An 11,318-nucleotide genomic window follows, 5' to 3' on the forward strand; every position below is an offset into this window, starting at 1 on the left:
AAAAAATGTCCTTAGGGAATAGACAATAGGGTACGGGGAATGGTTAATTGTTGATGGTCAATGGTTAATGGTTGAAAAATCTTAACAATTAGCAATTAGCAATTATTCTATTCCCCCTCCCCAACTCCCTAGAGACAATTATGATCTTTCCAAATCTATCGCAATTTTCACAGCTAGCTCAACAAGGTAACTTTGTCCCGGTATACCAAGAATGGGTAGCAGATTTAGATACACCAGTGTCTGCTTGGTACAAAGTTTGTGCGGGTCAGCCTTATAGCTTTTTGTTAGAATCAGTAGAAGGTGGAGAAAAACTCGGACGTTATAGTTTATTAGGTTGCGATCCACTATGGATTTTAGCAGCAAGGGGCGATCGCACTACTCAAACACATCGGGATGGTTCCGAAGTTGTATTTGCAGGCGATCCTTTAACAACTTTAGCTAAGTGTCTAGAACCTTATCACCCAGTAAAATTACCGCAATTACCGCCAGGAATAGGTGGTTTATTTGGATTTTGGGGCTATGAATTAATTCGTTGGATAGAACCAAGAGTCACAACTTATCCAGCAGATGACAGTAATATACCTGATGGATTGTGGATGCAAGTAGACCAGTTGTTGATTTTTGACCAAGTAAAGCGGAAAATCTGGGTGGTAGCCTACGCTGATTTACGTAATATAGAAACGCGAGATCTTGCGTCTCTACAAACAGTGTATGAACAAGCGTGCGATCGCGTCACTCAATTAGTCAACAAGCTATCTATGCCTCTGTCTGGACAAAATACACTGATGGAGTGGACATCGCCCAGTAGTAGAGTCGGGGAGCAGGGGAGTAGGGGATTAGGGGAGTATTCTGAGTATCAGAGTAATTTTACCCGCGAAGAATTCTGCGCTAGTGTTCTTAAGGCTAAGGATTATATCAAAGCTGGAGATATATTTCAAGTAGTAATTTCCCAGCGATTGACAACAGAATACTTAGGCGATCCATTTGCATTATATCGTTCCCTACGTCAGATTAATCCATCGCCTTACACAGCTTTCTTTCAGTTTCACGATTGGCAAATTATCGGTTCCAGTCCGGAAGTAATGGTAAAAGCAGAACAAGATCCGGATGGTGGGATTATAGCAACAGTACGTCCCATCGCTGGAACACGCCCAAGAGGTAAAACTCCCCAAGAAGATGCAGCTTTAGCCGAAGATTTGCTCAAAGATCCCAAAGAAATTGCCGAACACGTTATGTTAGTTGATTTGGGACGCAATGATTTAGGACGTGTCTGCCAAAGTGGTACAGTGAAAGTAGATGAATTAATGGTCATCGAGCGCTACTCTCATGTGATGCATATAGTTAGCAATGTTGTAGGTAAATTAGCACCAGGTAAAACTGCGTGGGATTTACTGAAAGCTTGCTTTCCTGCAGGAACAGTCAGCGGCGCACCTAAAATTAGAGCAATGGAAATTATTCACGAGCTAGAACCTTGTCGGCGTGGCGTGTATTCTGGTGTTTACGGATATTACGATTTTGAAGGACAATTAAACAGCGCCATAGCGATTAGAACAATGGTTGTACGTGATAATACTGTAACGGTGCAAGCTGGTGCAGGTTTAGTTGCTGATTCTGAACCAGAGAAAGAATACGAGGAAACACTGAATAAAGCTAGAGGGCTTTTAGAAGCAATTCGCTCGTTACGGTAGATTCCCCCTTATAAAAGGCGATCATCATGCCCACCCCCTCTTGCCCCCCCTTAATAAGGGGGGGTTGGGGGGGTGTGGGGGGTTGGGGGGATCAAATCTCCGGTTCAATTCCGGCAGCCCTAAGTTGTGCTGCCAATCTTTCGGCTCGTTCCGAACCCCAAAGCAAAAGATTTCCATTTTTATCCCACCATCGCAACCAGTAACCAGTACGATTTTCTTTAGTTCCTTGCCATACTCCCAAAAATAGCCCCATTTCGGCAATCCAGTAACGGTTATTGGCATCGGGATTTTGGAGCTGATACCGTCGATAATGATTGAATTGATAAACTTCCAACTCACCTGTATCTGGTTCAAAAATCACGTAATTAGGAACTTCTAAAATTAGCTCATAAAAAAACCACTTACCGGGAGGGTAGGTTGGCTTGCTGGAATACTCGCTGCCTTCTGTATCAGAAAGAAATTCCATCACAATCACTGGGATATCGCCTTGCAGTCGGGGTGTGTAACTGCGTTTGACTTCTTCCCGTGATACCTTAATAGATGGTACATATGCCCAATCTGAGGCTTTCACTACCATCTTTTGATTTAGGGTAGCGCAAATACCGTAGTTAGTAGTGACGAGGGCGTTAGCTGGTAACTTTCCTGCAACTTCCAAACTTTCAGTTAAAGCAGCGGCAAGAGGTGGCTGATTGATATTATCCACTGGTTCATCATCTAGAACAAAGTCATCTGGTAGCTTTTCCCAGGTAATTTCGTAATTTGCGGTACTGACTAACATAACACAGGACGGGGAATATTTAGCTTTTAATGTAGCGCTTTTTCCTCTAAGAAGTCAGCTTTACAAATGATTTTCCGTATCTTCTCGCATGTTGTTTACTGGCAATTACCTGTAAAAAGTAAATATTCATTTACTTGTCTTATTTTGTTAATAAAAATAACAAAAATCAAATATGAAAATCAAAGGTATTGCTTGTATAACAATTTTGAGTCTTTTTACCTCTACCATTATTTTTAACTCTGCAAGTGTTGGTTTTGCTGGTTCTCCAAAAGTCAAGATTTGTAAAGTAACCGACCCTACTGGTACTCCGCTCAACATACGATAACAACCTAATGGTAGATTAATAAATACCCTAAAAAATGGTAAACAAGTTGATATTATTGAAACTAGTTTTGATAATCAAAATCGCCCTTGGGTTAAAGTAGGTGGATATCACAATGGAACATACAGGGTATGGGGTTGGGTGATTAGAGAATTTATTAGTTGTTATTCAAATTAACAATTTTACTCCTAAAGCCAAAACTGGCGATCGCCCGATAGCATACTGCTTGGATAAATCCCCCTTAATCGCAGTTTAGCCGTCTTATGCGCTCCATATACTGGCATTGGTAAGCGAGGCATTTTTAATGCTCCATGATGTAGCAAGGTGAGTTTCAAGGTAGTTTCAAGAACCTGTTCTATAGGAGGTGATATTAAAGCTGGGTGGTTAACAGTAACAACTGTTAAACGAAGAGGAAGAGCTAGACCCATATTTTCAGCAACAGAAGTCGTTACCAGAACTGCTTCACTAGAAGACAGGCGAAGCGCTAACCCTTTTTCTGGTGCAGTTATGACTCTGTTGACCACATTATATAGTCGGGGAATACCAGACTTTCTACACTCAACTAAGAGAAATTTGCAGCCTATAGCCTTAGCTCGTTCTAGGAGGTTAGGAACTTCTTGACCGCAAAAGCGACCATCACGATAGATCAATACGGTTTTGCCTTCTAGCTCCGAAGCTGGTAACAATCTTTCTAGCACTCGTTGAGGGATTTCTTCACCTTCAATCAAAGCATCTTCCAGCCGATAGCGAATAAACTGCCCTTGCTTGCCATACAAACGAATACTTGCACAAGCATTTACTGTTCCAGACAGTTTTGCCTTAGACTCTCTGGAAATATCTAATCCAATGAAATAGTCAGCAATTTCTAAAGGTTCAGCTAGAACGAAGGGCAAATTACCCAGCTTGGCGAGAATCCCTGGAATCACTTGATTGAGGATATATTTATACTTGCTAGGATTCTTTAAGGTATCTTCATAAATCATCTGGCTAGCAATTGGGCGACGGAGTAATAGGTCGTATATTTTATGATAAAAACTGCCTCCATCTTTCTCATCAGCGTCACGATCGCTCTGGGGTAAAAACGCCAAAACGATGTCAGGTGGAGTTTCCATTAATTCCTTAACCACTTGCTCCACTTTGTCAGTTTGAGCCTCTATTACTTCATGAATGGTTTTCTCAACTTTGACTCTTGCTTCAGTCCCACTTAAGTTTTTTACTGATACTGATAGTGATAAAAATTGGCTATCAAATTTGTAGCTTTTCAATTGTTGCTTAACTTGCTGGAGAAACGGAGCTAAATTCAAATCACAAAGATTCAGCGCAGCAATCCGAATGGGTCTTGATGGGTCAGAATAAGTAGAGTGACGGCGGTAAACACCAACTCTAGAAAGACCTGACAGAATTTGGTTTTGAGAACCAATAAAGCTGTTACCAAAGAGTAGTCGGGTTTGTTCAAGCGGAACTGGTGGTTGCCAAAACAACTCTGGATAATGACGGCTGTTAATGCTAAGTCCTAACTCAAATCCATAAGCAGCTAAAGCTTGCTCAGCTTCTTGTTTGTAGGCAACTAACAAGTCGAGTCGCTCTTTGTAAGAAATTTTAGTTTCCTTAAGTAATTCTCCCCACTCTACCCCAAACCGACTAGCTGTTTCGGATGTGATGCAGGGACGCAGAGCCGCCATACCATATTGATAAAGCTTTTTGCCTTTGCCAAACTTTACAGCCACTAGGATTTTGTCAGATGGAGTATCTTGCAGTGCTTGCTTACTAATTTCACTCTTTGCCAGTTCAATAAGTTTTTGCCTGTGTTCTAAAGTAGGTTCAACAACCAGCTCGGTAATAGTACCGTTACCAGGAAAGTCACGAGAACGAGAGCGAACATTTAAACCAATTAAAAGCTTGTCAGGGTTCTGCCTGTCGCGATGATTCAGGTAGAACTCAGCCAAATTCTTGATAAGTAAAAACTTGCTTTTAAGCGTTAAAGTAATAGCAGGCTGTAAATTCCCTTTCAATTCGATAACTTCCGACCAAAATCTCACTTCACGCCTGACTTGCACACCATTTTTAGACCGAGCAGTTATAGAGGACAAGGGTAATGGTTGGGTTGTCTTTAATACCTGAACAGCTAGTTGGGAAATAACATTCGGTGCTACTGGCAAAGTAAGTGGCACTTGTTCAAATTGCCAAGTGCGATCTCTAAAGTCTGTTAATCCTTCTTCAACAATCTGTACCAGAATATCTTGCCACTCTTCCACTAAAAGGTGCATAGGGTAATTAGGAGTTCCCAAAGCATAGAAATATGGCTTATGCCAAATCACGACCATATAAGGAAAATTGCGACTAAGATGGAAGCTTAAGCGGTTGCCCTCTTCCTGTTCAACGTTAGGAGTGAGTCGGAAACGTATCAAATTAGGGTGTGAAATTGTCAGTGGAAAAATCTCGCTAGAAAACACTGTAGGTTGACTAACAGTTGCTGTTGCAGTTGCAATCACTTATAAACCTCACTTAAAGAAAATTCACAAATAGAATTAAATGTACAGTACCTACAGGAAATACCTGGATTTGCCGGAAATATATTGGCAAAATCTTCTGGGCGAGTCCCGTAACTTATCTTTTCAAGCTCATGCTTTTTTGCTAGCTCTGCCAGCTCTATCTGAACAAAGTTAAGTTTTTCTGGGTTAGCTGTAATAATTTCAGATGCTGAACAGTTTTCCAAGTTGTAAAATGAGGCAACAGCAGGCTGCTGTGGGTAAAGATAGCTAGCAGCTAACAAGTAAACATAAGCCTGTCTTCGGTCAAAGTTTGATTTACCTGTCTTGAAATCTAAAATGTGCATAGTACCATCTAGCTCAGTAAAAATGCAATCTGTTGGTGCATATAAATCAAAACAAGAACTACCCTGCTTGATGGTAATCGGTTTGGGAAAACCTTCATCACCTCTGTTCAGTTGAATAATGTTTTTACCACCTAAAATGGCATTGTTGTAATAGTTGGATAGAATGGAAATTACTCGCTGCTGAACTTCCTCTGATTCTTGATTTAATTGAAGAATGTCCGCAACTCGTTGCACACCGTTTGACTGCTGCAACAGTCGGCTGTCTTGATGAAATTCGTAAACTCCCTTTTGTGCCAGTATGCCAATTCGCTGATGTGTGTTGTCTTGCTTCAAGAGAGCCTTAACTTGAGGTTCATTCTGACGAGCTTTGGTAAAACCTCGTTTCATGTCACAATGCCATTCTTCTTTTCCTACTGGTGAAGCAAACAGGAACCAAAGGTTATAACTTGCAAAGGGTAGAACACGTTTTTTCATTCATTTAAACTCCTGGGAAGCTTGCGTTTAGCACAACTGCTCAAAATATCAAATCATAGATGGAGTTTCTCTGTTTTGATTTAAACAGATAATATACATGATGTTATGGGTGGTGGTCAAAGCTGTAAAAATAAAAATTTAGTAGATTGGGATGCTTTAACTGCTACCAATCTCTTGAGCCAAACTTTAATGCTAGAATATAACTAGGCATGACTTAATATTAGGTGTCCTATGACCGCGCTGACAGAAATTCGCCAAAGGGCAAAGGAGTTGGTTGAGCAACTACCAGGAGAATCCCATGAAGACAGCAGTTGAACTTCTAGAAGCTTTGTGCTGCGAAGCGAGTCAGCAAAGTATTGGGGCAACCTCAAAATCTCAAGAAGAGGTTTTAGTGCAAATTATTCAACGCCGACTACCGGAAGACGACCAGATCAGATTGACTTATTTGCGTCAACAAAACGAGAGCGACGAGATAACTGAAGCAGAACATCAAGAGCTACTTGCCTACGTAGACCAGGTAGAGCTTGAAGATGCCGAACGAGCCGAGGCTTTGATCGAGCTTGCGAAAATTCGGGGTGTTGATTTGCAAACCCTAGTCAGTGAGTACTTGCCATCTCATAGAGTATCTAATGGCGTCTGAACGAGTACCAAGCAGTATAAGGCGAATTGTTGCAGCGCGATCACGAGATTATTGCGAGTACTGCCGTTGTTCCGGTCAATTTGCGACTGAAAGTTTTACGCTTCTACCCTAGACGAACGTGCTTCTATTAAAGTGTAGGCAGTAAGGTTAGCTAATAGTGCGGTTTTTTTTGTATTTTAATATACTAAGGTAGAGAGCAAATTATTTAGTATGCGTGTTCAAGTTGTATTTTTAATTGCGGTAATGTTAGTGTTACAGAAAAATCAGGAGGTGCTGGCATCTGAATCTAGTCAATCAGCGATACCATTAACTCAAACAGAGCAAGAAGTTGATAATTCAGAGCAAGACAACAATGCCTTATTTCAAAGGGTTGTCAAAGATGTCCAGATTCGGTTTATCAACAATAAAGGCAAATTGGTCGATGACAAAGATCAGCCAATTAAAGGACGAACCCAGAAAGATTTTATCATTGGCAATTTGAAATTGAAGCCAGGTGAGGTATTTAGTTCTGAGATTTTGGAAAAAGACTTGCAACGGCTAAGAAGATTGAACTCGTTAGTTGATGTTCAGGTTTCTTGGCAAGAAGATGACGGTGGTGTAAATATCATATACGATATTAAAGAACGTAAATCTTCAGTAAACTTTGGTGGCGGTGATAGCGGGGACTTTGGGCTTTACGGTCAAGTGGGATATGAAGATACAAATATCAATGGTTTGAACGATCAGCTAGGTACAACTGTTCAAGTCAGTGGTGAAGGTGTCCAGTTTGATAGTCAGTATACTAGCCCTTACCGTCACGGAGAACCGAATCGTTTGGGTTACAGCATCAAAGCTTTTCGTAATCGAGATTTATCGCGTACTTTTACTGATGATATTAAGCTAGCTAACGATAGCGCAGTACGTGAAGGAAGATTTGGTGGTTCTATAGGACTTTTAAAATCTTTCGATGACTGGGATACGGCTGTTGCTTTAAATTATACGAGAATTAGTTTGCGCGATCGCGACTATAACGTAGCACAAGTAGATCGATTAGGCAGTCCCCTCTCACTTAGTGGTACTGGGATTGATGATTTGGTGACAGTATCCGTAGGATTGACTAGAGATGAGCGCGATCGGCGTGAAAATCCAACTCAAGGATCGCTGTTTACTTTCAGTACAGAGCAATCAATTCCTATTGGACTAGGTAATATTGTCAGAAACCGAGTGCGGGCAAACTATATTCAGTATGTACCAGTAAGCTGGATCGGCAATGGTCGCAAAAGTGACAATCCGGAAATGTTGGCTTTTAATCTACAAGCTGGTACAACTGTTGGAGATTTTCCCCCAGCAGAGGCATTTGATTTAGGTGGACTAAATTCTGTGCGCGGCTACGGAGGTGGTAAAGTTGCCAGTGGAAGAAGTTATGGCTTGGCTTCTGTGGAATATCGATTCCCGATTTTTCAGTCGGTGGGAGGTGTTTTCTTTGCTGACTTTGCTTCTGATTTTGGCACTAGCAAAACAGTGCTGGGGGAACCAGGTATACTCAGAGGTAAACCTGGAAGTGGGTTTGGTTACGGATTGGGTTTGCGAGTCAAATCACCATTTGGGCTGCTGCGGGGTGACTTAGGAATTAGCGATCAAGGAGAAGTTAGATTTGATATTACAACAGGTCAGCGGTTTTAATCTGCTTTAACCTACCGTGAGATAACGGACATGGTTTGGCAACACCATAACCTTGTGCATAATCCACTCCAATCGCTTTGATTTTTGCCAAGATTTTTTCATCTTCTACACACTCAGCAATGGTTTGAATGCCCATAACATGCCCAATTTGGTTAATAGCTTCTACCATTGCCAAATCAATTGGCTCATTGACAATGTGTTTAACAAAACTACCATCTATTTTTAAATAGTCAATGGGCAAGTTTTTAAGATAATTAAAGGAAGACATACCACTACCAAAATCATCCAAGGCAAAGCTGCAACCAAGTTCTCTTAAAGAACTGATGAAACTTGCCGCTTTACTCAAATTAGCAATGGCAACGGTTTCAGTAATTTCAAAGCAAATTGTTTGTGGCGGAACCTGGTGTAATGTAAACTGTTCGCGCAAAAAGTCTATGAATTGGTCATCGTTAATACTAGCACCAGAAAGATTTACAGCATAGATACAATTACAATTACAACCTTCACTAGTACCAGAAGTCCATTTTTCTCTTCCACACTGTGCAAGACTAGTAAAGAGTGTGCGGATTACCCAGCGATCAATCGCTTGCATCAAATTATAGCGTTCAGCTGCCGGCATAAAAGCCATTGGCGAAACTAAGTTACCCGTTTCATCAATCAAGCGTAGAAGCACTTCATAATGTTCGCTACTGTTTTGATTTGAATTGATGGGAATGATTGCTTGGTAATAAAGGCAAAAACGATTGTCTTCTAAAGCTTGAGTAATTCTTGCTACCCATTGAATTTCACTTCTAGCTTTCACCAAATCACTATCATCTGCTTGGTAAATATGTACGCGATTACGCCCATTGTTTTTTACTAAATAGCAAGCCGCATCAGCAGCAGTTAATACGCTGTTCATCGTTTGACTGTCAGCATTGATTCCCACTAAACCGATGCTGACACCAATGTTGAAAGTTTTTTCTTGCCAGATAAAACGAAACTCTTGGATACTCTGTACCAACTTATTCGCAATTCGGAATGCTGGTTCGAGTGGACAACCTTCTAACAATATGCCAAATTCATCTCCGCCCAACCTAGCTAAACTGTCAGAAGAGCGCACTCCTAGTTGTAAAAGTGCTGCAACTTGACGTAATAGTTCATCCCCTGCAAGGTGTCCACAAGTATCATTGACGATCTTAAATCTATCTAAATCTAAATAACATAGTGCATGTTGTTTATTTGTGATTCTGGCAGTGTTTAAAGCTTGCTCTAAACGAAACTCAAATTCGTGTCGATTGAGTAAGCCAGTTAAAGCATCGTGAGTTGCCTGCCAGGATAACTGATGTGCCATACTGCGCTTTTGGGAAACATCTTGAAATACCATCACTGCGCCGACGATTTCACCATCTTTGGCACGAATTGGTGCTGCTGAAACGTCAATAGCAATCTCAATATTGTTACGGGTAATTAGGATACTATCTTTGGTAAAAGAGACACTACAACCAGAAGATAAAGCTTGTTGCACGGGATTTTCTACAGCTTCCCTCGTAGTTTCGTGAAACATCTTAAATACCTCTACCAAAGATTTTCCTTGTGCATCATCTAGGTTCCAACTAGTGAGTTGTTCGGCAATGGGATTAATATACTTTATTTTGCCTTCCGCATCTGTTGTTATTACTCCATCCCCAATAGATTGCAACGTCACCAAAGCTAGTTCTTTTTCTTCAAACAATTGTTGCTCCAAAGCGCAACGCTGTGTAATATCTCGACCAATATAGACAAAATTTTGTAAGCCATGAATCTCCGTTTCCATTACAGAGTAAGAAAAAGCAACAGTAAGTTTTTTTCCAGTTTTGGTTTGACAAATCACTGGTTGATTATGTAAATAATAGTTTTGTGAATTGATATTTATAGATGTTGGTAAGATATTGTCGTCTATAATCAGGTGAGAAATTGTTTGGTTGATTAATTCTTCTTGGCTGTATTCAAATAAATTTATTGCCGCTTGATTTACTGTTAATATATTTCCTAATGGTGTGGTAACAAATAAGGCGTCTGCTATAGACATCAAAATTTTATCAACATAATTTCGAGCCGCAGTTGATTTCTGCAATAACAGCTTCATTTTATGATTGTTCTGTACTAATTTTTGTTGCAACACCATTCTTTCTGTTGCATCGTCTAGTAAAACAATCAATTCTCTCTCTATATTGGTAATATATAAATCAATATACAAAGGAGAACTAGGATCTTTCCTAGCAATACCTTTTAATTCAAAACTATTCCGCTTTCCTAACAAAATTTCGCTGAGATAACTTTCTACTCCTACTAATTCAGGAAAACTTAATCGAACGTCTTTTCCTGGCTTTACTTCTTCGCCATTTGCAAACCGTTTAACATTTGCTGAAGTTCTTCGTATTCGCCAATTGGGAGCTATTACTAAGTATTCTGCATAATGAGAAATTAAGATTCCTTGAACAGTATTCATGAAAGTTAACATAAAGATACCATAATATTTATCTTTGAGGCAAAGCAGAGGGTAGAAAAGAAGAGAGTTTTTCAGAATTTTATTTTTCTTTATATACTTATCTTTACTTGTACCTTTCTACTTAGGGTGGGAAAGATTTTTGATATTATGCAAGTAGATGCACTGTATACTTTAACAGTAATCAAAGAAAAAATATTCAGTGTAATCACTTAAATGGTGAAGGAATTGGTAAAGAATTAAAAATGTCGTAGTGATTCGATTAAAGTGAAAATTACGGATAATACTAACTTTTTCTTGTAGTTGCTTCACATCTTATCCCCCCAAATTCCCTGAGAAAGGGGAGTATTAATGGAGCGTGTGTAGTCAGTCTTAGGCTTAGGTATGACTAATTTTCGCTTAATGTATCTTTACTTAAAACTTTCTTTATAAAATTTTAAATTTTATCTTG

General features: G+C 40.0%; 7 protein-coding genes. 3 read left to right on the forward strand and 4 right to left on the reverse strand.

Annotation, left to right across the window (positions count from 1 at the left end; translation table 11 throughout):
- Positions 1 to 140: 140 nt before the first annotated feature.
- The gene (trpE, locus tag ICL16_RS28430) at positions 141 to 1,688 is read left to right on the forward strand and encodes an anthranilate synthase component I (RefSeq protein ID WP_190834882.1); all 1,548 of its coding nucleotides are present in this window, start codon (positions 141 to 143) and stop codon (positions 1,686 to 1,688) included.
- A 91-nt stretch (positions 1,689 to 1,779) separates the two neighbouring features.
- Here the strand turns inward: trpE and ICL16_RS28435 are convergent, their stop codons facing one another.
- From ICL16_RS28435 to ICL16_RS28445, 3 genes are all read right to left on the reverse strand, one after another.
- The gene (locus ICL16_RS28435) at positions 1,780 to 2,466 is read right to left on the reverse strand and encodes a Uma2 family endonuclease (RefSeq protein ID WP_190834885.1); all 687 of its coding nucleotides are present in this window, start codon (positions 2,464 to 2,466) and stop codon (positions 1,780 to 1,782) included.
- 510 nt (positions 2,467 to 2,976) lie between these two features.
- Positions 2,977 to 5,280: a Piwi domain-containing protein gene (locus tag ICL16_RS28440; protein WP_337907138.1), complete on the reverse strand. Its 2,304-nt coding sequence runs from the start codon at positions 5,278 to 5,280 to the stop codon at positions 2,977 to 2,979.
- A complete protein-coding gene (locus ICL16_RS28445; RefSeq protein WP_190834886.1) occupies positions 5,277 to 6,098 on the reverse strand; it encodes a PD-(D/E)XK nuclease family protein in 822 nt (273 codons plus the stop codon). The genes ICL16_RS28440 and ICL16_RS28445 overlap by 4 nt, the downstream gene beginning before the upstream one ends.
- Before the next feature lie 298 nt (positions 6,099 to 6,396).
- On the opposite strand from ICL16_RS28445, the gene ICL16_RS28450 reads away from it, so the two are divergent.
- Positions 6,397 to 6,738 (forward strand): hypothetical protein, encoded by a 342-nt coding sequence (locus ICL16_RS28450; RefSeq protein WP_238360996.1) that lies wholly within the window; start codon positions 6,397 to 6,399, stop codon positions 6,736 to 6,738.
- 210 nt (positions 6,739 to 6,948) lie between these two features.
- The gene (locus ICL16_RS28455; protein WP_190834888.1) at positions 6,949 to 8,400 is read left to right on the forward strand and encodes a BamA/TamA family outer membrane protein; all 1,452 of its coding nucleotides are present in this window, start codon (positions 6,949 to 6,951) and stop codon (positions 8,398 to 8,400) included.
- On the opposite strand, the gene ICL16_RS28460 is transcribed toward ICL16_RS28455, so the two are convergent.
- Entirely contained in the window at positions 8,378 to 10,870 is a 2,493-nt protein-coding gene (locus tag ICL16_RS28460) for an EAL domain-containing protein (RefSeq protein ID WP_238360997.1), read from the reverse strand. The genes ICL16_RS28455 and ICL16_RS28460 overlap by 23 nt on opposite strands.
- Positions 10,871 to 11,318 lie beyond the last annotated feature (448 nt).

Origin of the sequence: Iningainema tapete BLCC-T55 (assembly GCF_014698965.1) — a bacterium.
In the GTDB taxonomy this organism is placed as follows: domain Bacteria; phylum Cyanobacteriota; class Cyanobacteriia; order Cyanobacteriales; family Nostocaceae; genus Iningainema; species Iningainema tapete.